This is a genomic window from Hyphomicrobium sulfonivorans (assembly GCF_013306565.1).
GTDB classification, from domain to species: Bacteria; Pseudomonadota; Alphaproteobacteria; order Rhizobiales; family Hyphomicrobiaceae; genus Hyphomicrobium_A; species Hyphomicrobium_A sulfonivorans.
In genome coordinates this window covers 56,676-83,640 of the sequence record NZ_PZPO01000006.1, presented here as the reverse complement: position 1 = coordinate 83,640, position 26,965 = coordinate 56,676, and the positions used below count along the sequence as shown (strand labels likewise).

Below are 26,965 nucleotides of genomic sequence, written 5' to 3'. Positions count from 1 at the left end.
CGCAGAGTTTGTTGATCCCGCTCAAAGTCGCCTTCCAGGCCAGAATAAATGCCGCGAATGCCTGGACGGGCGAGGCTGTGGCGCTCCAACCGATCGCTGGTCGATGGTTGTATGGATCGCGAAATAACGGTGCTGCCACGATTGCTAGGCCAGAAATTCGGCCGAATAGAGTTCGATCTCGCGCCCGAAATGCCCTTTATCCTTAAGCCAATCGGCAAAAAAGGGCACCGCCACCAACTCCTCGCCCCGCCAGATCGCCGGTAAAGTCGCCGCCGGAGCCGCCGGGATGGTATCCGGCCAGCCCTCGATCCGCCGCAGATTCGCGAACGCCTGCCGGCCCAGCGACCTGACCTCCACCGGTGAAGGACTGGTGATGTCGGCCCGAACGCGGAAGCGGCCGTCCCAGATTGCGGTTTCGCCGGGTTGCAGCGTCAGTACTGGCAGGCCGCGACCGTCCTCGCGCCAGATCCGCAGCTCATCGCCTTGCGGGGTAACGATAGCCCCGGCCAGCGTTGCCCCGTCAAACACTTCGGCGCTGGCCCGGGTGGTCAGATCCTCCAGGCTCGCCAGCGAAACCGGGGCATCCGATCCGCCAAAGCGGCCGATCAGGTCGCCCAGCATCCGCAGCCGCAGTTCCTCCGACGCCTGCCGCCAGGTTGCGATGTCGAAACTTGCATAGGCGCCGCCGTGCAGATCGAGGCTCGCCCGGTCAGCCAGCTCGCCCTGCGCCTCCAGAAGCGCAGCGCGAGCCCGCGCAACCCGCCGCGCACTGACCGCCAGCCGATCGTTACTAAAGCCCATTTCAGCCAGCAGCCGCGCGGCTTTGCGGATTCGCACCCGCTCGAACCGTTCAACAGCGTTGCTCGGGTCTTCGATCCAGCCGATACCCCGCGCCTTCAACGTGGCACGCAGCAATGCGCCCGAGATGCTCAGCAGCGGCCGCACCAGCATGACGCCATCCGCGTCAGCCGCGCTCAACGGCCGTTCCGGGGCCATCCCCGCCAGCCCGTCGATGCCACTGCCGCGAGCCAGCCGCATCAACAGCGTTTCGGCCTGATCATCCGCCGTGTGCGCCGTCACAACGGCCACCCGTCCCCGCTCCGACAGGCTGTTCGCCAGCTCACCTAACAGGCGATAGCGCTCGCGGCGCGCTGCATCCTGAATACCGGTGGCAGGCTTGTCGCCGATCCAGCTCAGCAGATGAGCTTGAAAGCCGAGATCACGCGCCTGCTGCACCACCCACTCAGCTTCGCTGCGCGATTCTGTCCGCAGGCCATGATCGACGGTGGCAACGATGATGCGCGGTGATTGTTGTCCGCGCTGCGTGCGCCAGCGCGCCGTCAGATGCATCAGGGCCATACTGTCGCCGCCGCCGGACACCGCCAGCACAACGGCATCAAAAGCGGCTAGCGGCGCAAACAGCGCCGCCAGTGCATCATCCGCAATCAGGGGTTCAGCCGCGCAGCCAGCGGCGGCGGCGGTACGTCCATCGACATCGTCCGGAGCAGCCGCAGCTTGCCGGGCATCACGCGCTAAGCTGTTCGGATTATCCGCAGCCAATGCGCTGACGCTCCTCCTTGGCTCGCGACTTCACGTTCTCGGCCGCATTGGGAAAGCGCGTCGAAAGCTCGCCAAACGAAGAGCAGGCGGCATCTTTCTGGCCGAGGCGGTCCAGCGACATGGCAAGCTTGAGCAGGCTGTCGGCCGCCCGCGCGTTGCCAGCATAGTTCTGATAGCCCTTCAGGAATGCAGCCGCTGCAGCCTTGTATTCGCCGCGCACGAAGTAAGCCTCACCCAGCCAGTACTGCGCGTTTCCCGCCAGCGAATCCTGCGGATAGCGGCCCAGAAAATCCTCAAACGCGCCCTGCGCCGCCGGATAATCGCGCTGCATCAGATAACCGTAGGCGGTTTCGTAAAGCTGCTTGGCGTTGCCCTGCTCGGCGGCATTCAACGCTGTAGCTGCGCCGAAAGCTGGCGGCAGCGCTGCCATTTCCGGAGCAGGATCGGCCGCCGCAGCGTTGCCACCGGGCATTTGTGCCCCGCGCATCGCCCCGGCCGCACCATCGCTTTCGATCAGGCCACCAATCGAGTCGTTCCCGCTGCCCGCCGTAACGGTCGTGGAGCCAAACCGCGCCGTGTCAGGAACCGTCGCGCCAAAGTCGGCCGGTTGCCCCGCTGCCGGCATCAATTGCGTAGCGAAGCCGCCACCATTGCCGCCCATGTCACCGGCATCGGAGCGGCGCGGATTGCCACCCATCGCGCGGATCTGATCGGTAAGCTGTTGCACCTGGGCCGACAGCGCCCGCATCTGGGTTTCAAGGCCATCGAGGCGCAGACCATCAGCGCCACCGCCGCCACCGGATGCGCCACCACCGCCACCACGTGCGAGCGACTCCAGCGTGCCGATCATCACCTGCATGTCGACAAGCTGTTCCTCAAGCTGCTCAACCCGACGGCGCAAAGCTGCCGCTTCCGAGTTGGCGGAAGAGGCTGTCGATGCTGCCTTGGGTGCGCCTTGCCCCGCCGGAGCTGCCTGCGCAATCCGCAGCGGCTGTTCCGCTGCCGCCTGCGCCGCGTTAGCCGGCAACAGACACGGCGCGACGAGCAACGCTGAAGCCAGCAGGAGCCCTGACTGCCCACGGCGGCGGATCGGGGTGAATGGAGTGTGGCGGAGCATTGGCGTTTGGCTACCTGAATTCTGAAGCGAAACTTGGTGTCTAGAGCCTGTCAGCATTTCGTTGGATCGCTGAAAAGCTCTTTTCCGGGAGCACTCTAGGCGTTCGATGGAAACTATGTGCCGCAAACTTGCGGCCATGCATGCAATCGCACGCTGCTAGCGTTAAGCGCAAACCAGACTAAGCGAGTTTAGCGTCTGTTTTAGCCACCATTTCGCGCCAAGCCACCATTTCACGCCAGGGTTGTCAACGCGACACCCCCACCTGCCTGACCAATGCGGAATTATCGTGTCCGTCGGCCGCAGCTGGCCGCTCATCGCGGTTTTCATAGTGGACCGCCGACGCGTCATCCTCAACAATCCGCGCAGCAGTGGCAATCGGCGGCGGCGTCAGACCAAGACGGGCATGCGTACCGGCGACAAACACCACCGTGATGGCGCGGCGATTCTGCGCCTGACAGCCTGCGTCAGCGCACATTGCAACGCGACCAGAGCGGCCATGCGGCGCGACCGCCAGACGGGAAGGCTCGACGCCTTCATCGATCAGGCGCTGGCGCACAGCCGTGGCACGCTTCACCGACAACGCCACGTTGTCCTCATCGGAGCCCGGCTCATCGGCGTATCCGGAGATAGTTGCTTCAAACTCATGCCAGCGCTTCAGCCAGAGCGCCTGCGCTGCGAGCGCCATACGCGCACGGCTGCCAAGCTCCGCGCTGCCGGCGGAGAAAAACACGCGGTCGCCGGCTTCGAGACGCATCCGCGTTTGGATCGAAGCATTCCGGCGCACTTCCTGATCCCAGGCGGGCGTGGGACGGAAGCCCTGATACAGATTTTTCGGCGCCTGCTGCGCGACGGGCAATGGCAACGAGCCTGTCGTTATCTCGCCGGTTACCGCAACTGCAGCCGCGTCGTAGCGCGCGTGCAAACTATGGGCCTGCGCATCAAACGCGCTCGTTTCCAACGATGCGCCTGCCATTGGCGCAACTGCATCTTCTGGATAGTTCGGCGCCGTGCCTGCACGGGCTATCGCCGGAAATTCTGCAACGGAATGAATCGCGCTATCCACCAGACGTGAAAGCTCGTTCTGTGCCTGCTGCGCCGACCCTGTTTCCGGAAACTGCAGAACAACGGATTCAAACATCCGGCGCGCGACATCGTCATGCCCTGCCTGCAGCTTTTCAATGCCGTCGAGATAGAGCTCGCGTGCACGCTGCTCGTCGCTGAACGATGAATAGCCTGTTCCTGTATGAGAAGGTTCTGCCGACGCTGGAGCAACAGGCGCCAAGGCCGCAACGGCAACACCGAAGCACGCTGCTACAAAACCACACCGACTGTTCGCGAAAGCCAGACGAACCATCATTCCACCCACGGACAAACCGCTGAAATCACGCTGATCATTGCCCAGCGTTTGCGGCGATTCTTTGCCGTATTTGCCCATGCCACACGCTGCTGTGGATGTGCGGCACGCACGCAACAGATTTGCGCATCGGGAGCATCTTGGCCGCGCTGTCATCTTACAAAATCGTTGCAGTCGGCATGATCACGCGAGCGCTCTATGCGCTTCGCGATGCTGGACCGCAGATACAAAAACACCCCGGGTTGCCCCGAGGTGTTTGCATATTTGCTGCCGACAATCTCTTCACGCTGCCGCTGCCGTCATCGCCAAGCTTGGAGCAATGACTGCGGAATCAGTTTCCGGCGGTGCGCGAGTTCAGCACCGTCTGCGCGCGGCGATTCTGCGACCAGCACGAGATGTCGTTACAGACCGCAACCGGGCGTTCCTTACCGTAAGAGATGGTGCGGATACGTGCGCCGTTGATGCCGTTCTGCGCCAGGAAGTTGCGCACCGTAGTGGCACGGCGTGCGCCCAGCGCAATGTTGTATTCACGCGTACCGCGCTCGTCCGCGTGGCCTTCAATCGTCACCGTGTACTGCGGATAATGCTGCAGCCACTGCGCCTGCTTCTGCAAGGTTGCAACAGCCTCCGGCGTAAGATCCGTGCTGTCGGTTGTGAAGTAAACGATATCACCCACATTCACCGAGAAGTCGCGATGCGTGCCCGGCGCGACCGAACCATCACGGCCGGTTAACTGCGAATTGGGCTGGTTCTCATTGTTGGCGCAGCCGGCAGCCAACGCTCCCAAAAGAACGACGGCGAGCAGGCGCGTCCCACGAGCGAACCAAGTTGTCGACGCCATGAAAATCCCTTTCGTCAGCCCGCATAACAACTCCGCAAGCGGGCGACTGTTTCCCTCTGCATGGGCTACCCCATTGGCCGTACCAAATTGTGGCCACCCAGCAATTTCCGAAACCTTGCTCCGATTCGTCCGGCGAAGGTCCGTATGCAACAAAATAATCGGTGGGCAGTCTTCGCGCGCGGCGACCAAAGGCCCCGGTGTGTCCGGTTTGCACACATGGGTTACCACACGCGGGAAATAACGTGGGGCTAACCGGGAAGCGGCGGGCGTTCGGGAGATGTACGTTGCGGGCACATCCGGCGTCGGTTGCGAGCGTATCGAATGGATGGGCATCCCATTCTAAACGTACTGCCGAGGTGTCACCGACACTTGCTAGGCCGACTGAATGGAATCGGTGAGTTTGCTTCCGGACCGGCCGCCGACCGAGAATCAGACAACGGAAGCCAAAAGACCCGCTCGTAGCGCCGTCAGTGACCGCCTCCACGCCGGCAGTGCCTAAAAACAGCAAGTGCTGGCCGAGCCGCTTATCGCAGACTACTGTTCCCCCAACACGGCGTCGGCAATCCGGAAGCTGGCGCACGTCTGGCACCGTTTTTTCGTTGTTCCGATAGGCGCTTGGTGGCACCTCCGACAATCATCGGACCGTCAGCGGTTAGTCCAAAGGCTCGCGCTCAGCGCAAGCCACAGACCACCGGCCATCGATAACCAGACACCGAGTCGTCGCCGAACACGCCACCCATCAAACAGCTATGCTCACCCCAGCCCGATGACATTCCGGACATCCGAGCCGAGAACGCTGCACCAAAGCGCCTGCTCCACGACACCTTCCCACCTCACCGGTGGGATCAAAGCAGATGGAATCAAACGAAGCATCTTAGCCAACTGCTGAGAACATTCCGGGCGGCCCCACAGCCGGAACCAAAAGCGCCGAGGCGATGTTCGCACCGTCCGCAGGTGGAGGCGAAAGCATCGAGGCACTATTCGCGCAGTTTGCAGCTCGAGACGAAAGCACCGGCGACGCGAGCCTATTCACGCAGTCGGCGGCGAGAATCAAAACACCCGCAAATACTTGACCGCCGCACAGGCTTCATCGGCTTGTTGCCAAAGCCAATCATCAGGGCGCACGAACCGACCCGAGAGCCGACTACCACTCTCGCCACCCGTTCACAGACGGCGATGACCCGGACACGACGCCAGAAACGACAAGGCCGAGGCCAGCGTTCTGCACGCTAGCCTCGGCCTTAAAAATCGCCCTCAGGAAACCTGAGAGGAAGTTAGCTCACAAATTAGCGAGCAACTTCGGTCGTGATCAGGTCCGTAGCGCCGAGCTTCAGCGGAACCGGCTCTTCACGGCGGCAAGCGCCCAGAGCAACAGCAGCAGCAACGGCCGCAACAAGGATGGCCCCCTTCATCGTCGTATCTCCTAAAAAGGTAAGTAGGCTAATTGTCCCCACTCACTAAGCGGAATGCTTAGCGAGCAACTTCGGTGGTGATCAGGTCCGTGGCGCCGAGCTTCAGCGGAACAGGCTCTTCACGACGGCAAGCGCCCAGAGCAACAGCAGCAACGACGGCGGCGAGTACGAGTGCACTCTTCATAGCTTTTTCTCCTAATGTTGTCCTGGCCTTGCCCCGGCTCTTAGCGAGCGGGCTGCGTGGCAACAGGTAGTTCGGCGCCCAGCTTCAACGGCACCGGTTCTTCACGGCGGCAAGCACTTAGCGCAATGGCCGCAACCACTGCTGACAAAACGATCAGCCCCTTCACCTGCATGGTAATCTCCTGATGCTTTATCGGCACTAGCCATATATTGGCGTACTGGCGCGGCTCGTCTTGATCAAGAACAGAGGCGATTATCCCTCTGTTTTCCAACCACGTAGATGCGAAAATGCAACTCCATTTCACACCTTTTTAAACGGCACGCGCAGCACTACCCCGACATTCGCAAGTCGTTGTTCTTGCATATGAAAAACGCCAAACGAATCTCGGAGCACTTGTGCATAATACAGCATCTGAAATGGTTAACACCAAGTTAAATGGCGTATCAATTCAGGAGCGGTGACCAGGCCGGATCAGACGCGAAAGATGGCGTACGGATTATTCGCTCGTTATAGCCGGTCAAATCGACCGAGAAGATTCGCGCTCCGCCATTAGCGCCCTGCGATTCTCTGAAGAACATCAGAACTCTGCCATTCGGCGCCCAGGTCGGCCCTTCGTTGTGGTAGCCCTCGGTCAAAACTCGCTCGCCGGTACCATCCGGGCGCATGACGCCGATAAGGAAACGGCCGCCATACTGCTTGGTGAAGGCGATGTAGTCGCCGCGCGGTGACCACACCGGGGTTGAATAGCGCCCCTCACCGCGACTGATCCGGTGGGCACCCGAACCATCAGAATTCATTACATAAATTTGCTGAGTCCCTTCGCGATCGGTCTCGAACACGATCTGCCGGCCATCGGGCGAGTAGCTTGGCCCGGTATCAATCGAGGTGCCGGGCGTGAGCTGACGCCGCTGCCGACTGCGCAGATCCATCTCGAAGATCGCTGAGTTGCCGTCCGACTGCAGACTCATCACGATGCGCTGCCCATCGGGGGAGAATCGCGGCGCAAACGTCATACCCGGGAAGTCGCCAACGACTTCGCGCTGTCCTGTTTCCAGATTCATCAGGAACACCCGCGGCTGTCCGCTCGTGTAGGACATGAAGGTGATTTCCTGATTCGTCGGGCTGAAGCGCGGCGTCAGCACCAGTTCGTTACCCTTGGTCAGCAGGCGCACGTTGTGGCCATCCTGATCCATGATCGCTAGACGCTTCACGCGGCGATCTTTGGGGCCGGTTTCATCGACGTAAACCACGCGCGAATCGAAGTAGCCCGATTCACCGGTGAGTTGCTTGTAAACCTGGTCGGCGATGATGTGGCCGACACGGCGCCAGTTCTGCGGCGCGGTTGCAAATCGCTGTCCAGCCAACTGCTTGCCCGTGGTCACATCCCATAGCCGGAACTGCGCGATGATTCTGCCATCGGGGCCACGCGCGACATCGCCCACAACCAGTGCGTCGGCACGAATGGCGCGCCAATCGCCAAAGCGGGGCGCGGCGTTGACGTCCCGCACCTGCTCCAGGAACGACGCGCGATCGAGCGGATCGAACAGACCGGAACCGCCCAGGTCGGCGGTCACAACCTCGGCGACGTCCGCCGCCAGCTTTGGATCGGGCCCAAGGAAAAACGGAATCGCGATCGGAATCGGTGCGATCGTGCCCTGCGTCTGACGTCCCTGCAGACCGCCTCCGCCGGAAGTACCGCCCGAAAGTCCTCCGCCACCACCGCCACCCATTTGCGGCGGCGGGGCTTGCATCTGCTGGAGCTGGCTGTCGAAACCACCACCGGCCGCAGGGCCCTTGTAGCTATCGTCAGGGCGCTGCGCGAATACCGGCGTCGACAGCACTCCGGCCATCAGAAACGCCAATGCCCCCCATCTTGCCCATACGTGCCGCACGGAATTTCCGCGTCCACCCGCTGCAACCGTCTGCTTCGCGTTTTGCATGTCGTCGAACCCTTTGTCGCTGAGGGTTGCTTAGCATCAAACTAGGGCGTTTTGCGATCCGATAGAATCAGATCCCACGCTCTAGTTTTTTGATTGGTCGCTTTTTCTTTCGACGAACCGATCTCCACTTCGTCGGAAAATGCTCCAGGCCCTCGCGCATTGCTATCGCTGCACAAGACCGAGGATGACCGGCCAATCAAAGGCCCAGGTTACAGTGCTCCAAGCGCCATATTTGTCCGGCGGAAGCTGGAATGGCGCGCATTGTTTGACGGCCCGGACGGACGCATCGGCGGCGATGGCAAACAGCGGCGTGTTCTGCCGCCCCAGCACCACCGGTTCGCCGTTCAACGAACCGTCCTGATTGAGCTGGAAGCGCACGTTGACGATCGGCGTGTCCGGACCGCCACCACCGCCTGGCAGACGCGCGCACGGCTCAAGCTGGCGATTGATCATCGACAGCAGCAAGTCCTGCTCGCGTGCGGACAAAACGGTGTCGTTGCCCTGCCGCTCACCAGCGGTTGGACCGGTATAGTCGGTTGGCTTCGTCGGCGGCGTCGAAGACTGCGGCGCACCGCGTTTGTCCGGCGTCTTGTCCAGCAGCGCGGCAATCTTGTCGGCGTCGAACTTGTTCTTCTCCGCGGCCTTGCGCTTTTCCTCGGCCAGCTTGCGCTTACGCTCGTCCTCTTTCTTCTTCGCCTCGGCCTTTTTCTTGGCTTCAGCTTTCTTTTTGGCTTCGGCCTTACGCTTTTCTTCGGCCTGTTTCTTCGCCTCTTCCGCCTTACGTTCCTGCTCGATCTTTTCCTCGAGCAGCTTCTTTTCGTCCGGCGTTGGCCCCGGTTCAGGCTCAGGCGGCGTGGGCTCAGGCGGCGGTGCAGCCGCCAGCTTCTCGGCGATCGGATCCGACTTCGGCGGCGGCGGTGTTTCGGTTTTCTGCGGAGGCTCGGGCTCCGGCGGAGGCGGCGGCGGTGGCGGTTCGGCAGCCGGCGGCGGCGCCGTCACCGGCTTTGGCTTCTCGGCCTCTTTCTTTGAGATTTGAGGCTCGGGTTCTTCCTTCGCCTTCGCTTCGAGTTGCTTGGACTGCGGATCGCCCTGCTTCAGGCGTGTGATTTCCGATGGCGTGACAATCGTCGCCTCAATCGGAATCACGGTCGGCAGATCAAGCGGCGCCTGTTTGAACGAAAACAGCGCGTATGCCAGCAGCATCGCGTGGCCTGCAAACGAGGTGAAGAGACCGCGGTACACGGCTAGCGTCCCAATACTAAAGCTCGCCAGCGTTTATCGCCGGAAAACGAAGCAAACTCAGATCCCTCAACCGGAGATCCGGGCGTTCGAAAATCGCGCATGTGAGCGTCGCGAAAGACACAATCGGTTTCGACGCAGCGGAGCGCGAGTTTCACGGTCACCGCATCAGCCCCCATCCTCCACTTCGGTTACGAGCGACACCTTGCGGAATCCGCCGGCGCTGATGCGCCCCATCACCCGCATCACGGTGCCGTAGGAAACGCCCTTGTCGCCGCGCACGAAAATCTGCTCGTCGTAGCCGTTCTTGGCGATTGCCTTCAGCTTCGGCGCGATTTCCTCAAGGTCGACTGCGGTCTCGCCGATGTAGACGCTGCCGTCCGCCTTGACGCTGATGGCCAGCGGTTCCTTGTTGGATTCAAGCTGCTTGCCCTTGGCCTGCGGCAGCTCGATAGGCACGCCCACCTGCAGCATCGGTGCAGCGACCATGAAGATGATCAGCAGCACCAGCATCACGTCGACGAACGGCGTGACGTTGATCTCGGCCATCGGAGCATGGCGCCCACGGCGGCGGCGTTTGCCACCGCCTCCGTTGTTCATCCTGACGCTAGCGCCCATGGATCATCGGATCTCCGTCTTGCTGCCGCCGATGGCGCACAGTCTCAACTTCTAACGTCAATCTGGCGCGATACGATGGCAGAGAACTCGTCGGCAAACGACTCGAGCCGCTGACTGATCTGCGCGCTGTCGGCGGAGAACTTGTTGTAGAAAATAACGGCCGGAATAGCTGCCAGCAGGCCCAGCGCGGTGGCGAACAGCGCTTCGGCGATACCCGGCGCAACGACAGCTAGATTGGTATTTTTGGAAACGGCGATGGCCTGGAAGCTGGTCATGATGCCCCAGACGGTACCGAACAGTCCGACGAACGGCGCGATCGCGCCCACGGTGGCAAGGAACAGCAACCTGCGGTCCAGACGCTCCATCTCGCGGCTGATGGTGACGTCCATCACCTTCTCGACGCGCAACTGGATGCCGCCCATGGCGCGGATGTTGCCTTCAACCGAGCGCTTCCACTCGCGCATCGCGGCAACGAACAGCGCCGCGGTGGTGATTGGCTTGGTGCGCGACAGAGCCGAATAGAGCTCATCAAGCGACTGGCCGGACCAGAACATGTGCTCGAACCGATCGGACTCGGCGCGTGCCTTGCGGAACGCGAAGAACTTCTCGATGACGATTGCCCAAGACCAGATCGAGGCGATGACCAGCCCGACCATGACGAGCTGCACGACGATGTGGGCCTGCAGGAACAGTTCCAGGAACGAAAAGCCGTGCGCCGTCGGCGGACCGATGGCTTCCTGGGCAAGATCGGTGGGATTCATCTGTTTATCCGTGGCGAGGATGGCTCTGGGAACATGGCGGCCGAAGGTGGTCCGGAGCCGCCTTTGGCGCGCAACCGTTCCAAGGTTAGACGTGCTTCACCCAAATCCCCAATCGGGCATGTTGCCTCGCAATATGTCCAAACGGGGGCGCGGTTCCGCGACTCAATGCGATGCCCATACTACAAGCACGGCCCCGTTGCCGATGCCCCGGCGCCATCTGAACACACCGCAATCCACGCCTATTCTGCCGCGGCGGCGAAATCCGACGCGGAGATCGGTCTGCACGTAGGTTACTTGGCGGCGCAGGCCGCCAGTGCAGCCTCGCGCTTCTGGGCCGTCGCGCGCGATGTATCGGGGCTGACCGATGCGCACCATGCTGCGTGGGCAGCCTTGTCGCCCGACCATTCCGCACCCGACAGCTCGCATCGCTGCTTCAGATTGCGCTGCTGCTGTTCCAGCGAGGTCTTCACGTACCAGTCGCAGTTGGCGGATGCTGGCAGCGCAGCGGCGGTGAGCCCGAATATCAGCGTGGCGGCCGGCGCAAACCCGAACATCCATAACTTCCGTTGCATGGTCGTCCTCACCGTCACAATCGTTGGCTCTCAAGGCCCGAAATTAACCAACGGGGCCTGAACCGCATCTGAATACGGCTCCCAGCGCTGCTTTGCCATCAGCGAAGCGCCGCGGCGGTACCGTGACTAGAATCTAGGCGATTTCGGTAGCGAGGCGATTCTGGCGTCATATTTGGCACTGTGTGGCCCAACATCGTGGCCATGCGGCCACAGTTTCACAGGTAACAGCCCCACATGGCGCGTGTGGGACATTCTGCCTCCGTAAGCTGACAAAAATCTGCCGCATACGAACACAAGCGTACCGCACATCCGCCAAGGGCCGGGGGCATAACTCCGGCGCTGGCCCATCTGGGGGTGGCGGATCAAAACAGTAACCTACGTCTCCGCAAGCGCGGCGACGCGTACAACCACCGGAGCCGAACCAATGGCGACGACCTTCGATCTCAGCGACGTGCCAGCTTCGAATGCGGCGGATCTCGCCGCAGCGATGCGCTCACTGATCGAATCGGGCCACGGGCTGGTGCTGCTCAACGGCGCCACCGACACTGATCTAGACGCTGCCCGAGCGACCCTGCAACGCCGTCTGCGTGCCGATCCACAGCAGGCGCTGGCCGCATTTCTGCGCTTCCGGCACCTGGTGGCCGTGTTTGGCGCCCGCCGCCTGCACCGTATGATGCTGCAGAACGGCTACACGCTGATGGCGCCGTCGATTGCCATCGCCGCCAACATGCGCCTCAACAGCAAGCGCGGGTTCAACCCGCAGCGGTTTCTGCTGGCGCTGAACGAGGCACTCAACGGCAACATCGTGCCATTCGGCGCGCGGGCGCTGCTGCCTGACGATGCCCACCCCAATCTGGCAGCCGCCTGACGGCTTGGCCCGCACGACCCATCCAGTTCAAAAAATCGGCCGGCCCCGCTCATCGCGGGATCGGCCGAATTTATATTTGGGTGCAAGCCTAGTAATCCCAGGCTGGAACAGACGGCCGTTTGCCGGCGCCAGCGTGCGCGCGCTTATTCAGCGACGCAGAGCGGCAAGTCCGCCGGTGCGGGCTTCCAGATGAAGCTGCGGCTGAAGAACTTGATGCCCTTGTAGCCGATCACCTTCATCGTGCCGTCGCGCAATGGCTGCAATTCCACGTCGAATTTGGCGTCGTTGTCGGGATCGTAGATCCAGCCTTCATCGAAGGTGCCGTCGCTCATCGGCTTCACGTCGCCAATGATATCCAGGCCACAACCCTTAGAGTTGGCCTGATCGGCGACCCACACCACTTTGCCGCACAGCGCCTTGCCGCACTCGGAGATTTTCACGGCGCCGCGTCCGGTGTGATCGATCCAGACCCCAAGCGGTGCGCGATCATTCTGCGCGTGCGCCGCGAGGCCAAACGTTGTCGCAAACGCGGCCACCGCGATGGCAACTTTCGCAAGCTTCATTGTCGTCTTCCCCTGCATCCCTGAGCTGATGATTCCGACGACGGCCCCGCCGCGCGCCATCGCGCCGAATCTACGGCCTGGAGCATGATCGCTTTTCTTTGAATCGCGATCCAGCTCTAGCCCTTTGATCTGGCCCTTTGATGAGACCGATGATTCACGCTCCGAACTGATAGGGTCCGAAGCGATCATGGTCTAACGCCCCACACGCGATTAATGTCTTAGGATCGACCCGCGCAGATGTCACGCTGCAGATTCCGGATAAATCGCCGCCGCCAACACATGGGAAAATATTGCCTTGCATGCAGCGCACGCATTGCGTTTCCGCATTTGCAGGGGCGACCTGGATCAGCCGCCTGATTCGCAGACCTGGCGCGCTAAAGCTCGAAACGAAGATTAGCCTAAGTCCGGTTTGCCGGTGCGCAACCGCTTCACCGTACTGCGGCGCGTCTTGCTATCGAGGCGCCTCTCCTTCGACGCGCGGGTTGGCTTCGTCTTCACACGCCGCTTCGGCACCACGCATGCTTCACGGATCAGCTCGAACAGTCGTTCGCGCGCATCTTCGCGATTGCGCTCCTGCGTGCGGAAACGCTCCGCGCGAATGACGAGCACACCCTCCTCGTTGACGCGCTTACCGGCAATGCGCAGCAGCCGCACGCGGACTTCACCGGGAAGCGCGGGCGAGCCAACATCGAACCGCAGTTCAACCGCCGTCGAAACCTTGTTGACGTTCTGTCCGCCCGGGCCGGAAGAACGCACGAAGCGCTCTTTCAGCTCGTCCTCGTCGAGGGTCACGCTTTCGCAGACATAGACAGTTGCCACGGCCTAACCCTTCTTATGTCGCGAACGGCGCGTCCATGCCCGCAGCGGCCCGGACAGATCCCGCAGTATCTCGCGCGCTGCGTTATGCCCCGGCGCACCGGTGACACCACCACCGGGATGCGCGCCGGACCCGCACAGATATAGCCCCGCGAGCGGCAAACGATAATCGGCAAATCCCAGCCGTGGGCGCGCGGAAAAGAGCTGATCGAGCGACAGCGCGCCGTGGAAGATATCGCCATCGACCATGCCGAAGCGGTTTTCCAGATCGAGCGGCGACAGAACCTGCCGTCCGACAACCGACGCGGCAAAGTTCGGCGCGTGGCGGTTCACGGTGTTGATGACAACGTCAGCGAACGCTGCCTTCTCATGCGCATTTGCCCAACTCCTGCCAGCGGGCAGATGCGGCGCGACGTGCTGCACAAAGAGGCTCGCAACGTGCTGCCCCGGCGGCGCGAGCGTATCGTCGAGCGTTGATGGAATGAGCATCTCCACCACCGGCTCACGCGACCAGCCCTCAAGGCGCGCATCGAGATAGGCCCGCTCGAGATAATCGAGTGTCGGTCCGATAACGATACCGGCGCCGTGATGGTCCTGCTGCTGCGTTCCCGGCCTGCAGATGAAATCCGGCAATTCGGACAGCGCTACATTCATGCGGAACGTGCCGGAACCGGCCTTCATGCCGGTGAACTGCGCGCGCGTTTCTGATGGCACAGCATCCGGCGCAATCAGATCGCGGAACAGCAGCTTTGGCGGCACGTTGGCGACAACCGTGCGCGCGAAAATCTGTTCGCCATCGGCCAGCTCGACACCAACCGCAGCATCATTGCGAGTGATGATGCGCGCGACCTTCGCATCGGTGCGGATGAGGGCGCCGCGCTGCGTGGCGGCAGCGGCAAGCGCAGCGCTGATCGCACCCATGCCGCCAATAGCATGCCCCCACGCACCACGTTTGCCGTTCACCTCACCGAAGCAATGGTGCAGCAGCACGTAGGCGGTGCCCGGCGTCGACGGCGCAGCATAGTTGCCGACAATGCCATCGAATGCGAACGCCGCCTTGACGACATCACTCTCGAACCAGCCATCGAGAAAATCAGAAGCGCTGCGCGTGAACAGATCCAGCAGCACGCGCTTTTCGTCGAGGCCGAGCGCCATCATGCGCCGCCCCAGCCCAGCGCCCTTGATCAGTTCGGTGATGCCACCACCAGCATTGGGAGGCGTTGTGAGCACAAGATCGCGCAATACATCGGCAGCGCGTTCAAGCATCGCGTCATAGGCCGGCAACCGTTCAGCATCGGCCTGCGAGAATTGCGCGACGGCCGCCTGTCGTTCGGCCAGCCCGCCGCGCATCAGCAGATAACGCTTATCGTCCACGGGCCAGAAGTTTGCCGCCGGTCGATGCACGATGCGCAGCCCATGGCGCGCAAGCTCAAGATCGGCGATCACCTTTGGATTGAGCAGGCTGACGGTATAAGCCGCGACCGAGTTGCGGAAGCCGGGATGAAATTCTTCGGTGAAGGCAGCGCCGCCAACAGCCGCATTCTTCTCCAGCACCAGCACCTTGAGACCCGCGCCAGCCAGATAGGCCGCGCACGTCAGGCCGTTATGACCGCCACCGACAATAATCGCATCCAGATGCTGCAAATCCGGTGCAACGCGCCCAGCGCCCGGCTCGGACCGGCTAATCATCGTTCAACCTTCAGCATTGGCACATCAACCGGTTCGACGATTGATTTCTGGGGCTTCTAGACATCGTTGCAGACGGGCCGTGGCTCAATCGAAAATTTGCTTTGAACTTTTCCTATTCCGTTAGCGTACCCTTGAGGGGCCCGATCATACCCTCCCTAGCTCGTTGACCTTTCAAAGTCTAAACGGTGGGAGTTATTGAATGTCAGTTGCCACAGCAAGAGCTGTAACGATTGCCGCCGATCTCCCGTCAACCGACTATCGTTTTGTCGGCCTTCTGGTAATAGCCCTTTTCCCCGCCCTGTTCTGGACCGCGCTGATTGCTGCGGTTGGATCAATGGCCGGTACCGGCATCAGCCAGCTTACGCTGCTCACCATCGGCACGACCATAATGGCGACCTGCGGTCTCATCGGTCAGTTGTTGTTCGCGCGGGTGCAGAACCCATCGTAAGCGGGTCGACCGCGCTGCCTGCCCCGTTTGCAAACGAAAAACGCCCACCAATTCGGCGGGCGTTTTGCTTTTTGAAGCCGTTTGTTTGGTCGCGCTTCTTGCCGGAAATCCGGTTCCCACTTTTCCGGAAGCACTCTAACGCCCGAAAGCGTTGTAGCTGCTTACTCTGCAGCCTTGCGGGAAGGCTGCACGCAGGCAGTGTAGTCGTTCAGCAGGTTCTTGGAGATCTCGGCCGGGGTATAGGTGTGCTCACCGATCTGCGAGACCGGCGTCACTTCGGCGGCGGTGCCGGTGACGAACACCTCCGAGAAGTCTTTCAACTCCTCCGGCATGATTGCGCGCTCGATCACCTGATAGCCACGCTTCTTGGCCAGATCGATCACCGTGCGGCGGGTGATGCCGTTGAGGAAGCAATCCGCCTCCGGCGTGTGAATGACGCCGTCCTTCACGAAGAAGATGTTAGCGCCGGTGCACTCGGCCACGCGGCCGCGCCAGTCCAGCATTAGCGCATCGGCGAAGCCCGCGTTCTCGGCGCGATGCTTTTCGATGGTGCAGATCATGTAAAGGCCGGCAGCCTTGCTGGTGGACGGCGCCGTGGCCGGGTCAGGACGACGATATTTCGCCATCGTGATCTTGATGCCCTTCAGGCGCTGCTCCATCGGGAAGTAGGAACCCCACTCCCACGCTGCCACCGAGAGGTGGATCTTGGTGGCCTGCGCCGCAACGCCGATCTGCTCCGAACCGCGCCAGGCAATGGGACGGATGTAGCAATCGGAAAGATTGTTGGCCGCAACAACATCACGGCAGATCTGGTCGATTTCAGCCGCCGTATAGGGGATGTCGAAATCGAGCGTCTTGGCGCTGTCGATCAGACGCTGGGAATGCTCCGACAGCTTGAAAATCTCGCCGCCATAGGCGCGCAGCCCCTCAAACACGCCGCTGCCATAGTGCAGCGCGTGGGTGAGAACGTGAATGTTGGCCTCGCGCCAGGGCACCATCTTGCCATCAAGCCAGATGAGACCGTCGCGATCGTGGAAGGGGGTTGGCCCTGACATCCTGTGTTCTCTCCGTAGACTTTCGCGCCAGGATTGCTAGTAACCGACTGCGGGTAACCTAGGTAAGGCTGGCTTGGCGATTGTTCTCGTGAATTTTGAAGGTGGTTGGTGTAATCGGCGCAAATTAGAAGCGATCCAGACTGCCCTTCCAGATCACCACAAGGCTTAAGGTGTGCACCGTTCCCCAGTTTATCCAGTGCGCTTCAGCTTCAGATGCAAGGCCAGGAAATTAACCCGGAAACCGCTTGATGCAGCCTGAAAGCGCGGACTTGAGGGACTGGGCGAGCACGCCACCACCTGCGCGAAATCACTTGTCATGACTATCAATCGAGGCCAAATAAGTCAACATGACTGACATAACGTCCGACGCCACATCGGGCCGCCGCAGGGCGCGCGCCCCCAAGGCTGCAGCCGCCCCCTCCCGCAGGGCGCAAGGGGAGAGCTCGGATAACGGAGCAGCCGCAGCAATGGCCGCTCCGGCCGGGGTTGCATCGCCGGATGATCTGGTCGCCTGTGTCGAATTGCTGTTCTTCGCCTATCGCGATTTCACTGGCGGCCCCGATGCGATACTCGAAACCTATGGCTTCGGGCGCGCGCATCACCGGGTGCTGCATTTCGTCTATCGTAATCCCGGCCTGCGGGTCGCCGATCTGCTCGACATTCTGCGCATCACCAAGCAAAGCCTCGCCCGTGTGCTGAAACAGCTCATCGATAAAGGTTTTATTATTCAACGCACCGGCGATGATGACCGGCGTGAGCGGCGTCTGTTTGTCAGCACCAAAGGCGGACGACTGGCGGAAAAGCTCATTACCTTGCAAACGCGGCACATGGCGTCAGCGCTTGCCAATGTTGGCCCCGAAGCGTCGGAGTTTGCACGCCGCTTCCTTTTTGCCATGATTGCAGCCTCCGATCGCGCGCACGTGGAGGCCCTGGTCAAGCAGGCGGCCCCGCGCACGTGATTGCATCCATTCGAACCGGCGAGGGGCACCCATGAGAACGGCAAAGGCTGCGAGCACTCCGCTTCCTGACAACGCGCCCCATGTGCTGATTGTCGATGACGACCAGAAGATCCGCGATCTGCTTGCGCGCTATCTCGCCGAGCAGGGTTTCCGCGTGACGACCGCACAGGACGCTGCAACCGCACGTGCGGGAATGCGCGGCCTTGAGTTTGATGCCGTGCTGCTGGACGTAATGATGCCGGGCGAAAGCGGGCTGGATCTTGCGCGCGAGCTGAAAGCGACGCGACCGGTTCCCATCTGTATGCTGACCGCCCGTTCCGAACCCGAGCACCGCATCGAAGGCCTGGAGGCGGGCGTTGATGATTACATCCCAAAGCCATTCGAGCCGCGCGAGTTGCTGCTGCGCCTGCGCAACATTCTGCGGCGAGCGGCGGGCGGTGGCCCCGGTGCGGCCGGCGATGAAATCCGCATGGGCAATCACATTTTCCATGTGACGCGCGGCGAGCTGAAGCACATGGACGAAACCGTGAAGCTGACCGAGCGCGAGCGCGATTTGCTGCGCATGTTCTCACAGCGCATCGGTATGCCCATTCCGCGCCATGAACTGGCGTCGGAGGATTCCACCGGCAGCGACCGCGCCATTGACGTGCAGATCAACCGTCTGCGCCGGAAAATCGAAACCGACCCCTCCAACCCGGTCTATCTCCAGACAGTTCGGGGCAAAGGGTATATTCTCTATGCAGATTGATCACGGTGATCGTCCGCAGTTTTAAGGTCGGTTGTTGATGCTTGCCAGAGGCGATGAACCCGAGCGACGCTCGCTCCTGCCATGGCATGCGCTCTGGCAATGGCTGCGCCTTGGACGCAAGGATCCCGACACCTCAAGCTCAACTGCAACAGCGGCTGCGCCTGATGCGCCTGCACGCAGCAGTATCATCCCGGCATGGCTGAAGCCGCCCGTCTGGTTGCTGGCGTTTCCCGCCATGCTGTGGAACCGGCTGCCGGCCGCACCGCAATGGCTGCGGTCGTTCGGCACCTGGTTCGGACGCGTTCATCGCCGCAACATGGCCTATATCGGCGGTTGGCTTGGCGACCTGCTGCCGAAGGGCCTCTACGCCCGCGCACTCATCATCATCATCGCGCCGATCGTGGTGCTGGAAGGCGTCATCGCGTTCGTGTTCATGGAGCGCCACTGGCAGGCAGTGACGCGGCGCCTGTCGGAGGCAACCGCGCGCGACATCGCGGCGGTCATCGACATCTACCAGCAGTATCCGAAGAATGATGACAGCCAACTCATCGAGATGGCGCGCAACCGCCTGAACCTTTCCATGCAGGTTCTGCCCAGCGGCGATTTGCCGGCGCCGCGCCCCAAGCCGTTCTTCGCGCTGCTCGATCGCGCGCTGTCCGACGAAATCCGCAAGCAGGTGCAGCGGCCGTTCTGGATCGACACTCTTGGACAGTCCCGACACGTCGAAATTCGCGTCAAGCTGGACGACGCCATTTTGCGTTTCGTCGCCACGCGCTCGCAGACGTACGCCTCCAACTCGCACATCTTCCTGCTGTGGATGATCGGCTCGTCCGTCATTCTGCTGACGGTAGCCATTCTGTTTCTGCGCAATCAGATCCGGCCGATTTTGCGCCTGGCGGAAGCCGCGGACGCATTCGGCAAGGGCCGCAAAGTGCCGGAGGATTTCCGACCACGCGGCGCGCGCGAAGTTCGCCAGGCGGCAACGGCATTTCTCGAGATGCGCGATCGCATCACCACGCACGTCGAACAGCGCACCACCATGCTGGCGGGTGTCAGCCACGACATGCGCACCATTCTGACGCGCTTCAAGCTGGAGCTGGCGCTGCTGGGCGATACGCCCGAAGCGCTGTCGCTGCAGTCGGACGTGCGCGAGATGCAGCACATGCTGGAAGATTATCTGGCGTTCGCCAAGGGCGACGGCGGCGAGGAATCGACGCCGACAAACCTGCGCGAACTGCTGCAGGAAATTTACGACGAGGCCCAGTACTTCGGCACGCCGATTGAACTGAAGCTGCGCAAGCGGCGGCAGGATCTGGTACTGCCGTTGAAGCGGCAGGCGTTCAAGCGCGCGATCACGAACCTAGTTTCCAATGCCGCGCGCTATGGCGATCAGATCATCATTCGCGGTGCGGTCGAGGGGCAGTGGCTGCGGATCGAGGTGGACGACAACGGCCCCGGCATCCCGGAGGAGGAACGCGGGAACGTGTTCCGGCCGTTCTATCGCATCGACCATGCGCGCAATCAGGATGAGGGCAACACCGGCCTCGGCCTTGCGATTGCCCGCGACATCGCCAAGAGCCACGGCGGCGATATCGCGCTTGGTGTCAGTTCGATGGGCGGCCTGCGCGCAATCATTTCCGTGCCGCTTTAGTAGCGCTCGGCGACTAAGCTTCCTCGCACCGGCGACTCCGCTGCGCGGAGCCGGCCTTGGTTGTTAGTTGCGCTCGGCGACTCCGCTGCGCGGAGCCGGCCGCCGAGCGCGAAACGCCCACCTCCTCTCAACGTCTTCCCGACGCAGGTCGGGACCCACACCAGCTTCCGCATCTGTGTCTGGTCCCGTCGAGCAGCACCCTGTGACGGGCCGCCGAGCGCGCGTGAGCGTGCCAATCACGAGAGCGCGCCGGGCGGAATGTTTTCCATATCGTCGGCCGTGGGCTCGTCAGTGCGGTTAGCCGCCGCTTTGTCGCGCGTTGTCGAGCGCCGCTGCACGGCATCCCGGCACGATCTGGCAAAACCGCACAGCTTGCCGAATGCGCTGTCGGCCTGCTTCAGCACGTTTTCACCACGGCGCAACCGGCGATCCAGCACGGCCATTGTTTTACCGAGGCCCGGATCGTCATCGGTGAGCCAGGTGCGATAGACCGAGGCGTAAACTCCGGTCAGACCGCCTGCACGCAAACGGCCCTCGACGCCATCGGCGCCGATGCCGGCCGCACGCAGCATCCAGACTTGCGAACGCGCGACAGCAGCCGCGATCGCGGGATCGACCGTCCAGCTGTCCGCGATTGAACGCAGCGCGGCCTTATACGGACCCAGCGCATCGAAGCGCGCCATGATGACTTCAAACAGCGCATCACGCGGCGATGTCTGCGATGGCGCGCCGTCCTCCGTTGTTTGCGCGCGCCCGCGCTGCGTGAACTGCGTTTGAGCCAAAACCTCATCGTCGATCATGCGCACAAAAGCGGCAATCACCTCGCCTTTGGAGCTGAAGGTGTTGCGCAGGTCAACGAGACTGACGCCCGCTGAATTTGCGATGTCGATCAGCGTTACGTCCCGCCATGGCGACTGCGCGGCGAGGTGCATGGCCGCTGCCACCAGCCGCCCCTTTATCGTCGATTGATCGATCATCGCGCTGTCTCCTCGCCGGAGCTGCTGCCTGTCGCGGCGCTATCTCCGTTGCCCTTAGAGATAGGCAGCCATCGGGGCCGGAAAAAGCCATCGGAGGATTCGTGCCGGAGTTGCCGTTGGACGCTTAAGGCAAACGTTAAACGCCTGCTCCGACAGACGCGAACAGCACTCGGCTGCAAATGAAGCAGAACTTCACTCAGATCACGCACCGACACGATTGCGTGAGACGCCCGCGAGGCGGTTGAACGGCCTGTAACACTATATCATAACTAGATGCATGGTGTGGCGCCCTGGGGCACCGGACGCGCAGAGCTCAGCAGCCTATCCTCCTTGGTTTTCTGAGCCTTGGGTGCCAGACACACCAACTTGCCCGAGCCGCCGGGGTTCATGCCCGCTCAGGCAATGCAAGTGACGTGGTCGCGATCGGCTGATGCGCTTTCAGCGCTTACTGGCTAGGTCGCGGCCGCGTTGCGTTGCAGCCGCCACGGCTTCCGTCATCAGCTTTTGCAGTCCGTCGCCGGGTGCACTCAGCACCTCCAGCGCCGCTGCCGTCGTGCCGCCGGGCGATGTCACATTGCGGCGGAGATCCGCCGCCGACAGATCGGAAGCATCAAGCAATGCGCCAGCGCCGGAAACCGTCGCGCGCGCGAGTTGCTGCGCCAATTCCGGGTCAAGGCCAGCAGCCTCACCCGCCTGCGCCAGACATTCAGCCAGATAGAAAACGTAAGCCGGCCCGGAACCCGAAACTGCGGTGACAGCATCGAGCAGGTCTTCATCGTCGAGCCAGATCACGTCGCCGACGGCTGAAAGCATCGCATCGGCAACGGCGCGCTGCGCATCGCTGACCTTCGCATTCGGCACAGCAACAGTTGTGCCACGCAGAATCGCGGCCGGCGTATTCGGCATCGCGCGCACAACAGCGGCATCCGCAAAATACTGCTCGAAGTTGGCGATCCGCCGTCCAGCCGCGATGGAAACGATAAGCGTCTGCGGCCCGGCAAGCGTGGCAAGCACGGGCAGCACATCGTCCATGATCTGCGGCTTGACCGCGACCAGGATCACCGCCGGCGTGACATCGACAGCGGCAGCATCCGGAACGGTTTTGATGGCGTGTTCGGCCAGCAGATCCATGACGGCCTGCGGCGGTGCCGGATCCTGTACGACGACCGTAGAGGGATCCAGTCCGCGGGCTAGCAATCCCTTCAGGATCGCTCCACCCATCTTGCCGGCCCCGGCAAACAGCAAAGGCCCGTTGAAGGCAACGCTCATATTTTACGCCCCAGTGCTGCGGGGCGCGCGCCGCGCCCGATCTCAGGCCTGGCCTTCGGTCTCAAACATCGCCGAAACCAAAGCCTCACGGCTTTGCTTACCTGCCCAGACGACGAACTGGAAGGCCTGATAATAGCGCTCACATCCCTCCAGCGCGGCCTGCAGCATGGCCTCGCACTGACGGGTAGTTGCAACGGCACCGTTGAGCAGAAGGGCATGGCGGAACATGACCAGCCCGTCCTGTGCCCACAGATCGAAATGACCCAGCCAGAGCTGTTCGTTGATCTGCGCCACCAGCTTGTACATTTCCGGCAACCGGTTTTCCGGCACACGGAAATCGAAAGCACACGCCAGATGCAGCGCTTCCAGATCGTCCCGCCAGTTGAGCGAGACGTGATAGTCGGTCCACGTGCCGGCGATAACCAGCGTCAGCTCGTCATCGTTGGTGCGATCGCATGGCCAGTCGTGCGCGGTGGCGAGCTGCTCAATGAGATCAATTGGGTTCGTCACCCGGCCGTAGCCGACGTATTCAGCCGACATGCTTTGTCGATCCCTCTATGGTCTCGCGTTTCTTGTTTCTCAGTGACACTGATACGCGACATCACAGAGCGGCTGTTCAGCCAACGAGCGCGACGAAAACAGAGGGGGGCGCGAGTCGCAAGTTGGGCTCGGCCTAATCCACGGGCAATGCGGTTACAGCGCGGATAAATCCAACAAACAGCAAGGCTTTCCACTGCCCCTGTGAATTATATCGACCGTCCTTTAGCCTTTCTGGGCCAGCCGCGCTTCGAGATCGGCCAGCCGGGCCTCAAGACGCTCGTTTTCGGTGCGGGCTTTTTCCGCCATCGCCTTGACGGCCTCGAACTCCTCGCGCCGCACCAGATCCATGTCGGACAGGAATCGCTCGCCCTGCGCGCGGAACATCTGCTCAGCCTCGCGCCTGAGGCCATCGGCCGCGCCGGCCGCTCCCGTCATCAACTTGGCAAACTCATCGAAGAAGCGATTGCTGGTCTGGGTCATCGGTGCCTCCGGGGCCTGGTCATTTGTAAGCGCCTCAATAGCGCGCGCCGCTCTGGCGGACTATGGGCACCGGGCGCGCACCGTTCAAGCAACCCGTTCAGCCGGCTGGCGGGCCTTGACAGTGATGCGGGGTGTCTAAATCGTGCGGCGCCAACAGGGCCAATTCGGTTCGCCGCCACGGCGCGCCGCAAATTAGAGCGACAGGGGGAGGCCTGCGGGCCGACGCACCATGAGCATGCTGACGGCCTTTCTGGCCATTCCGTTCCCGAATCTCGATCCCGTAGCGCTGCAGATCGGGCCCGTCGCAATCAAGTGGTATGGCCTCGCCTATCTCGCCGGGCTGGTGCTTGGCTGGATCTATATCCGCCGCCTCATCACCACCAACCGCCTGTGGGCGAACGACACGCCACCGTTCTCGCTCGCGAAGGTGGACGACCTGCTGTTGTATATCACCGCTGGCGTCGTGCTGGGCGGCAGGCTCGGGTTCGTCCTGTTCTATGAGCCCGGATATTACCTCGCCAATCCGCAGGACATCATCGCGGTGTGGAAGGGCGGCATGGCGTTCCACGGCGCGCTGGTCGGCTGCATCGTCGCGATCTGGGTGTTTGCGCGCAACAACGGCGTCAATCCCTGGAGCACCGGCGATCTGGTGACGGCTGCTGTCCCGATCGGGCTGTTCTTTGGACGCGTCGCCAATTTCGTGAACGGCGAGTTGTACGGCCGTCCGACAACGATGCCCTGGGGCATGGTGTTTCCGGAAGCGGCGATCAATCATCCGGCCATTGAGCCGACGACGCGCCATCCCAGCCAGCTTTATGAAGCGCTGCTGGAAGGGCTGGTGCTGTTCATCGTGCTGCGGGTGATGACGCATCACTTCGGCGCGCTGAAGCGGCCCGGTCTGGTCGCCGGCACATTCCTTGCCGGTTATGCATTGGCGCGCTCGACCGCTGAGCTGTTCCGCGAGCCGCACTTCGCGCATGCATTCAACGTCGGCCCGCTGACAGCCGGCATCGCCTACTCCATCCCCATGCTGCTGCTGGGCCTGATGGTGATCTACTGGGCGCGCACGCGTGAGCTGAAGTGAGCGACAGCCCGACAAACGGCGAGCGCGCCCCTGCCGTTGCGACGCCGCTGGTGCAGAAGCTGGCGGCGCGCATCCGCCAGCATGGGCCGCTGCCGATCGATGCTTACGTTGAAGCGTGCCTGCAGGATCCAGAGCACGGCTATTATCGCAAGCAGACGGCCATCGGCGGCGGCGGCGATTTCATCACCGCGCCGGAGATCAGTCAGATCTTTGGCGAGTTGCTGGGGCTTTGGTGCGCGCTGGTGTGGCAAAGCATGGGCGGGCCGGACAGGCTGCGTCTGATTGAGTTGGGCCCCGGCCGCGGCACGCTGATGGCCGATGCACTGCGCGCCAGCCGTGTTGTGCCGGCATTTCACGCCGCGCTGTCGGTCGAACTGGTAGAAAGCAATCGCGTGCTGGTGGAGGCGCAGCGGAAGGCGCTGGCCAGTTGTGGTGTTCCGGTTGAGTGGCACGATACCGTGTCGCCCAGTGCGACACCCACCATCGTGCTCGCGAATGAATTTCTCGACGCGCTGGCGCTGCGCCAATGGATCTGGCGTGAAAGTGGCTGGCACGAACGCGCCGTTGGGCTCGATGATGCGGGCGCGCTTGCGTTTGTCGAAATCCCCGCAGCCGATGATCGCGAGCCCGCAATTCCCGCTTCACTCACTAATCCGCACAATGGTTGCATATTCGAATCGCGCGCCGATGTGTTCGCAGCCCTTGCCGCAGAACTGAAAACGAGCGGCCAACCGTTTGCCGGTCTTTTCATCGACTACGGACACAGCGAACCGGCATTCGGCGACACGCTGCAGGCTCTACACGCGCACGCCTACGCCGATCCGCTGCGTGCGCCCGGTGAAGACGATCTCAGCGCGCTTGTGGATTTTGCTGCGTTTGGCGTCGCCGCACGTGACGCCGGGTTCGCAGTCGACGGCCCGGTGACGCAAGCCGAACTGCTCGGCCGCCTCGGCATCATCGAACGCGCATCGCGGCTGATGTCAGCCAATCCTGCCAAAGCGGCCAGCATCGAAGCGGGTATTGCGCGGCTGCTCGCGCCCGTTGGCATGGGCACGCGCTTTCTTGCGCTCGGGATACGCAGCGTTGACCTTTCTGCGCTACCTGCATTGGAGCCGGTGGAAATGCGTCCGCCCCGCTACTAAGTGCACGGGTATGCTGGAACCAATCGAATCCTCACTCCTCGCCGCCCTGCCGGGCATTCGTCACGGCTTTTTCACCCGCAGGGGTGGTGTCTCGAACGGCATCTACGCGGAGCTGAATTGCGGACCGGGCTCGGCCGATGATCCGGCTGCAGTCGCTGAAAATCGCGCGCGCGTTGCGCAGCACTTGCTCCGGCGCACGGCCGGCTCCCCGGAGGGGAGTCGTGCGCCACTGAAAGACGTCGCGACGCTCTATCAGATCCACAGCGGTGATGCGGTGGCGATCGATTCGTATCCAGCGCCGGACAACCGTCCGAAGGCCGATGGCGTTGTGACCGCAACGCCTGGCCTCGTCATCGGCGTGCTGACTGCCGACTGCGGGCCGGTGCTGTTCGCCGACGCCGAAGCCAAGGTTGTAGGCGCCGCGCATGCGGGATGGCGCGGTGCTGTCGGTGGCGTGCTGGCCGCAACGGTGGCGCAGATGGAGAAGCTCGGCGCCCGGCGCGAGCGCATCATTGCCGCCGTTGGTCCGTGCATTAACCAAGATGCGTACGAAGTAGGACCAGATTTCGAAGCAACCCTACTGAAAAGTTGCGCTGACAACAGCCGTTTTTTGGCGCGCGCTGAACCGAATTCAAAGGCACACTTCGATCTGCCAGGTTTTGTTGTATCGCAACTCGATAAACTTGGGCTCGCACAAATCGAACGCCAAAGCCCATGCACCTACGTCAACGAATCGCAATTTTTCAGCTTTAGGCGTTCTCAGCACCGTTCCGAGGGTGATTACGGCCGTCAAATCTCCGCCATTGTCGTGACCTAATTGCATAATCCACAGTGGCGTTCTCCGTTTCTCCTAGGGTTTGGCGCTTCAATCGACGAATGCTCGGATTCGATCTGGACGCGCCGAAAGTGACTGGTTAGACGAATCTTAGAGGGGTACCGGTCATTAAGGAGTTCAAGGTCGCAAAGTTGGTACGTCGGCCGCCGGAACACACAGCGAGTACTCAACGGGGGAGCGTCACCGTGACGACCTTTGATGCTGCTGCGGCTTGGCATTCAAAAAAGCCAATTACGTATGCGC

General features: G+C 61.9%; 27 protein-coding genes. 8 read left to right on the top strand and 19 right to left on the bottom strand.

Features of this window, described 5'->3' with window-relative positions; translation table 11 throughout:
- Positions 1-144: 144 nt before the first annotated feature.
- The 11 genes from tilS to C6Y62_RS13805 form a co-directional block, all read right to left on the bottom strand.
- Complete coding sequence (gene tilS, locus C6Y62_RS13850; RefSeq protein ID WP_173954426.1) at positions 145-1,560, bottom strand: tRNA lysidine(34) synthetase TilS; 1,416 nt, start codon at positions 1,558-1,560, stop codon at positions 145-147.
- On the bottom strand, positions 1,547-2,677 hold the full coding sequence (gene ybgF / locus C6Y62_RS13845) for a tol-pal system protein YbgF (protein WP_173954425.1): 1,131 nt from the start codon (positions 2,675-2,677) through the stop codon (positions 1,547-1,549). The genes tilS and ybgF overlap by 14 nt, the downstream gene beginning before the upstream one ends.
- 244 nt (positions 2,678-2,921) lie before the next feature.
- Positions 2,922-4,112: an OmpA family protein gene (locus tag C6Y62_RS13840; protein ID WP_198491356.1), complete on the bottom strand. Its 1,191-nt coding sequence runs from the start codon at positions 4,110-4,112 to the stop codon at positions 2,922-2,924.
- 250 nt (positions 4,113-4,362) lie between these two features.
- The gene (gene pal, locus C6Y62_RS13835) at positions 4,363-4,872 is read right to left on the bottom strand and encodes a peptidoglycan-associated lipoprotein Pal (protein ID WP_068465088.1); all 510 of its coding nucleotides are present in this window, start codon (positions 4,870-4,872) and stop codon (positions 4,363-4,365) included.
- Positions 4,873-6,158: 1,286 nt separating this feature from the next.
- Positions 6,159-6,284, bottom strand: a complete 126-nt coding sequence (locus tag C6Y62_RS16675) for a hypothetical protein (protein ID WP_272481831.1) — start codon at positions 6,282-6,284, stop codon at positions 6,159-6,161.
- 58 nt (positions 6,285-6,342) lie between these two features.
- Complete coding sequence (locus C6Y62_RS16670) at positions 6,343-6,468, bottom strand: hypothetical protein (RefSeq protein WP_272481832.1); 126 nt, start codon at positions 6,466-6,468, stop codon at positions 6,343-6,345.
- A gap of 443 nt (positions 6,469-6,911) precedes the next feature.
- The gene (gene tolB / locus C6Y62_RS13825) at positions 6,912-8,198 is read right to left on the bottom strand and encodes a Tol-Pal system beta propeller repeat protein TolB (RefSeq protein ID WP_246274774.1); all 1,287 of its coding nucleotides are present in this window, start codon (positions 8,196-8,198) and stop codon (positions 6,912-6,914) included.
- Between the two features lie 372 nt (positions 8,199-8,570).
- The gene (locus tag C6Y62_RS13820; RefSeq protein ID WP_173954423.1) at positions 8,571-9,650 is read right to left on the bottom strand and encodes a protein TolA; all 1,080 of its coding nucleotides are present in this window, start codon (positions 9,648-9,650) and stop codon (positions 8,571-8,573) included.
- Between the two features lie 165 nt (positions 9,651-9,815).
- Positions 9,816-10,265 (bottom strand): protein TolR, encoded by a 450-nt coding sequence (gene tolR, locus C6Y62_RS13815; protein WP_173954422.1) that lies wholly within the window; start codon positions 10,263-10,265, stop codon positions 9,816-9,818.
- 44 nt (positions 10,266-10,309) lie between these two features.
- Positions 10,310-11,026 (bottom strand): protein TolQ, encoded by a 717-nt coding sequence (tolQ, locus tag C6Y62_RS13810; protein WP_068465098.1) that lies wholly within the window; start codon positions 11,024-11,026, stop codon positions 10,310-10,312.
- A 290-nt stretch (positions 11,027-11,316) separates the two neighbouring features.
- Positions 11,317-11,598 carry a hypothetical protein gene (locus tag C6Y62_RS13805; protein ID WP_173954421.1) on the bottom strand — a complete coding sequence of 94 codons (282 nt, stop codon included), beginning with the start codon at positions 11,596-11,598 and terminating at the stop codon, positions 11,317-11,319.
- A gap of 424 nt (positions 11,599-12,022) precedes the next feature.
- On the opposite strand from C6Y62_RS13805, the gene C6Y62_RS13800 reads away from it, so the two are divergent.
- Entirely contained in the window at positions 12,023-12,466 is a 444-nt protein-coding gene (locus C6Y62_RS13800; RefSeq protein WP_173954420.1) for a hypothetical protein, read from the top strand.
- A 143-nt stretch (positions 12,467-12,609) separates the two neighbouring features.
- Here the strand turns inward: C6Y62_RS13800 and C6Y62_RS13795 are convergent, their stop codons facing one another.
- From C6Y62_RS13795 to C6Y62_RS13785, 3 genes are all read right to left on the bottom strand, one after another.
- Positions 12,610-13,029, bottom strand: coding sequence for a DUF2147 domain-containing protein (locus C6Y62_RS13795; protein ID WP_173954419.1), 420 nt, complete (start codon positions 13,027-13,029; stop codon positions 12,610-12,612).
- Between the two features lie 393 nt (positions 13,030-13,422).
- Positions 13,423-13,848: an alternative ribosome rescue aminoacyl-tRNA hydrolase ArfB gene (gene arfB / locus C6Y62_RS13790; RefSeq protein WP_173954418.1), complete on the bottom strand. Its 426-nt coding sequence runs from the start codon at positions 13,846-13,848 to the stop codon at positions 13,423-13,425.
- 3 nt (positions 13,849-13,851) lie between these two features.
- A complete protein-coding gene (locus tag C6Y62_RS13785) occupies positions 13,852-15,534 on the bottom strand; it encodes a phytoene desaturase family protein (RefSeq protein ID WP_173954417.1) in 1,683 nt (560 codons plus the stop codon).
- Positions 15,535-15,733: 199 nt separating this feature from the next.
- Between C6Y62_RS13785 and C6Y62_RS13780 the strand changes: the two genes are divergently transcribed.
- On the top strand, positions 15,734-15,982 hold the full coding sequence (locus C6Y62_RS13780) for a hypothetical protein (protein WP_173954416.1): 249 nt from the start codon (positions 15,734-15,736) through the stop codon (positions 15,980-15,982).
- A gap of 161 nt (positions 15,983-16,143) precedes the next feature.
- Here C6Y62_RS13780 and C6Y62_RS13775 read toward each other — a convergent pair whose 3' ends face one another.
- Positions 16,144-17,037, bottom strand: a complete 894-nt coding sequence (locus tag C6Y62_RS13775; RefSeq protein ID WP_173954415.1) for a branched-chain amino acid aminotransferase — start codon at positions 17,035-17,037, stop codon at positions 16,144-16,146.
- A gap of 467 nt (positions 17,038-17,504) precedes the next feature.
- On the opposite strand from C6Y62_RS13775, the gene C6Y62_RS13770 reads away from it, so the two are divergent.
- The 3 genes from C6Y62_RS13770 to C6Y62_RS13760 all read left to right on the top strand — a co-directional run bounded on the left by C6Y62_RS13770 (position 17,505) and on the right by C6Y62_RS13760 (position 20,395).
- Complete coding sequence (locus C6Y62_RS13770) at positions 17,505-17,996, top strand: MarR family winged helix-turn-helix transcriptional regulator (protein ID WP_245281984.1); 492 nt, start codon at positions 17,505-17,507, stop codon at positions 17,994-17,996.
- Positions 17,997-18,027: 31 nt separating this feature from the next.
- Positions 18,028-18,744, top strand: a complete 717-nt coding sequence (locus tag C6Y62_RS13765; RefSeq protein WP_068465124.1) for a response regulator transcription factor — start codon at positions 18,028-18,030, stop codon at positions 18,742-18,744.
- Positions 18,745-19,060: 316 nt separating this feature from the next.
- The gene (locus tag C6Y62_RS13760) at positions 19,061-20,395 is read left to right on the top strand and encodes an ATP-binding protein (protein ID WP_173954607.1); all 1,335 of its coding nucleotides are present in this window, start codon (positions 19,061-19,063) and stop codon (positions 20,393-20,395) included.
- A 236-nt stretch (positions 20,396-20,631) separates the two neighbouring features.
- Here C6Y62_RS13760 and C6Y62_RS13755 read toward each other — a convergent pair whose 3' ends face one another.
- The 4 genes from C6Y62_RS13755 to C6Y62_RS13740 form a co-directional block, all read right to left on the bottom strand.
- Positions 20,632-21,372, bottom strand: coding sequence for a TetR/AcrR family transcriptional regulator (locus tag C6Y62_RS13755; RefSeq protein WP_173954414.1), 741 nt, complete (start codon positions 21,370-21,372; stop codon positions 20,632-20,634).
- A 438-nt stretch (positions 21,373-21,810) separates the two neighbouring features.
- On the bottom strand, positions 21,811-22,641 hold the full coding sequence (gene proC, locus C6Y62_RS13750) for a pyrroline-5-carboxylate reductase (RefSeq protein WP_173954413.1): 831 nt from the start codon (positions 22,639-22,641) through the stop codon (positions 21,811-21,813).
- Between the two features lie 42 nt (positions 22,642-22,683).
- Positions 22,684-23,181, bottom strand: a complete 498-nt coding sequence (locus C6Y62_RS13745) for a type III secretion system chaperone family protein (protein WP_068465134.1) — start codon at positions 23,179-23,181, stop codon at positions 22,684-22,686.
- Between the two features lie 222 nt (positions 23,182-23,403).
- A complete protein-coding gene (locus C6Y62_RS13740) occupies positions 23,404-23,661 on the bottom strand; it encodes an accessory factor UbiK family protein (RefSeq protein ID WP_068465137.1) in 258 nt (85 codons plus the stop codon).
- 229 nt (positions 23,662-23,890) lie between these two features.
- Here C6Y62_RS13740 and lgt point away from each other — a divergent pair, with 229 nt between their 5' ends.
- The 3 genes from lgt to pgeF are packed head-to-tail and all read left to right on the top strand — an operon-like array spanning position 23,891 to position 26,704.
- Positions 23,891-24,745 carry a prolipoprotein diacylglyceryl transferase gene (gene lgt / locus C6Y62_RS13735; protein ID WP_173954412.1) on the top strand — a complete coding sequence of 285 codons (855 nt, stop codon included), beginning with the start codon at positions 23,891-23,893 and terminating at the stop codon, positions 24,743-24,745.
- Positions 24,742-25,887: an SAM-dependent methyltransferase gene (locus tag C6Y62_RS13730; RefSeq protein ID WP_173954411.1), complete on the top strand. Its 1,146-nt coding sequence runs from the start codon at positions 24,742-24,744 to the stop codon at positions 25,885-25,887. The genes lgt and C6Y62_RS13730 overlap by 4 nt, the downstream gene beginning before the upstream one ends.
- Before the next feature lie 10 nt (positions 25,888-25,897).
- The gene (gene pgeF / locus C6Y62_RS13725) at positions 25,898-26,704 is read left to right on the top strand and encodes a peptidoglycan editing factor PgeF (protein WP_173954410.1); all 807 of its coding nucleotides are present in this window, start codon (positions 25,898-25,900) and stop codon (positions 26,702-26,704) included.
- Positions 26,705-26,965: the final 261 nt, after the last annotated feature.

Excerpts from the sequence above, each read along its gene's own strand:
- tolQ (WP_068465098.1), bottom strand. The coding sequence starts at position 11,026 with ATGAATCCCACCGATCTTGCCCAGGAAGCCATCGGTCCGCCGACGGCG.
- C6Y62_RS13780 (WP_173954416.1), top strand. The coding sequence starts at position 15,734 with ATGTCAGTTGCCACAGCAAGAGCTGTAACGATTGCCGCCGATCTCCCG.
- pgeF (WP_173954410.1), top strand. The coding sequence starts at position 25,898 with ATGCTGGAACCAATCGAATCCTCACTCCTCGCCGCCCTGCCGGGCATT.
- C6Y62_RS13775 (WP_173954415.1), bottom strand. The coding sequence starts at position 17,037 with ATGTCAGGGCCAACCCCCTTCCACGATCGCGACGGTCTCATCTGGCTT.
- proC (WP_173954413.1), bottom strand. The coding sequence starts at position 22,641 with ATGAGCGTTGCCTTCAACGGGCCTTTGCTGTTTGCCGGGGCCGGCAAG.
- C6Y62_RS13740 (WP_068465137.1), bottom strand. The coding sequence starts at position 23,661 with ATGACCCAGACCAGCAATCGCTTCTTCGATGAGTTTGCCAAGTTGATG.
- C6Y62_RS13785 (WP_173954417.1), bottom strand. The coding sequence starts at position 15,534 with ATGATTAGCCGGTCCGAGCCGGGCGCTGGGCGCGTTGCACCGGATTTG.
- C6Y62_RS13770 (WP_245281984.1), top strand. The coding sequence starts at position 17,505 with ATGGCCGCTCCGGCCGGGGTTGCATCGCCGGATGATCTGGTCGCCTGT.
- ybgF (WP_173954425.1), bottom strand. The coding sequence starts at position 2,677 with ATGCTCCGCCACACTCCATTCACCCCGATCCGCCGCCGTGGGCAGTCA.
- C6Y62_RS13755 (WP_173954414.1), bottom strand. The coding sequence starts at position 21,372 with ATGATCGATCAATCGACGATAAAGGGGCGGCTGGTGGCAGCGGCCATG.
- tolB (WP_246274774.1), bottom strand. The coding sequence starts at position 8,198 with ATGGGTGGCGGTGGTGGCGGAGGACTTTCGGGCGGTACTTCCGGCGGA.
- C6Y62_RS13805 (WP_173954421.1), bottom strand. The coding sequence starts at position 11,598 with ATGCAACGGAAGTTATGGATGTTCGGGTTTGCGCCGGCCGCCACGCTG.
- C6Y62_RS13745 (WP_068465134.1), bottom strand. The coding sequence starts at position 23,181 with ATGTCGGCTGAATACGTCGGCTACGGCCGGGTGACGAACCCAATTGAT.
- C6Y62_RS13800 (WP_173954420.1), top strand. The coding sequence starts at position 12,023 with ATGGCGACGACCTTCGATCTCAGCGACGTGCCAGCTTCGAATGCGGCG.
- C6Y62_RS16675 (WP_272481831.1), bottom strand. The coding sequence starts at position 6,284 with ATGAAGGGGGCCATCCTTGTTGCGGCCGTTGCTGCTGCTGTTGCTCTG.
- C6Y62_RS13765 (WP_068465124.1), top strand. The coding sequence starts at position 18,028 with ATGAGAACGGCAAAGGCTGCGAGCACTCCGCTTCCTGACAACGCGCCC.
- C6Y62_RS13840 (WP_198491356.1), bottom strand. The coding sequence starts at position 4,112 with ATGGGCAAATACGGCAAAGAATCGCCGCAAACGCTGGGCAATGATCAG.
- lgt (WP_173954412.1), top strand. The coding sequence starts at position 23,891 with ATGAGCATGCTGACGGCCTTTCTGGCCATTCCGTTCCCGAATCTCGAT.
- pal (WP_068465088.1), bottom strand. The coding sequence starts at position 4,872 with ATGGCGTCGACAACTTGGTTCGCTCGTGGGACGCGCCTGCTCGCCGTC.
- C6Y62_RS16670 (WP_272481832.1), bottom strand. The coding sequence starts at position 6,468 with ATGAAGAGTGCACTCGTACTCGCCGCCGTCGTTGCTGCTGTTGCTCTG.
- C6Y62_RS13795 (WP_173954419.1), bottom strand. The coding sequence starts at position 13,029 with ATGAAGCTTGCGAAAGTTGCCATCGCGGTGGCCGCGTTTGCGACAACG.
- tolR (WP_173954422.1), bottom strand. The coding sequence starts at position 10,265 with ATGGGCGCTAGCGTCAGGATGAACAACGGAGGCGGTGGCAAACGCCGC.
- C6Y62_RS13760 (WP_173954607.1), top strand. The coding sequence starts at position 19,061 with ATGGCCTATATCGGCGGTTGGCTTGGCGACCTGCTGCCGAAGGGCCTC.